We start from the raw sequence: 232 nt of genomic DNA on the forward strand, positions 1-232 counted from the left end.
GGTCTTCGAGCGGGCGGACCAGCAGTTCGCCGGCCGCACCGACAACCAGGCCAAGCTCGGCGACCGCCGCATCGAGCACGGCGAGGTGGACGCGGCCCTCCAGGCCCTGCCCGGCGTCCACGGCGGCGCCGCGGCCGTGCAGCCCACCCCGGCGGGCCACCCGATCCTCGTCGGCTACCTCGTGCCCGCGGGCCCCGCGGCCGAGCTCGACCTGCACCTGGCCCGCGGGCAC

General features: G+C 78.9%; 1 pseudogene. It reads left to right on the forward strand.

The features are described 5' to 3' along the window. A pseudogene (locus KVS67_RS13505) lies at nt 1-232 on the forward strand (non-ribosomal peptide synthetase); the annotation flags it as partial.

It is taken from the genome of Micrococcus sp. GbtcB5 (assembly GCF_019091605.1).
Classification (GTDB): Bacteria; Actinomycetota; Actinomycetes; order Actinomycetales; family Micrococcaceae; genus Micrococcus; species Micrococcus luteus.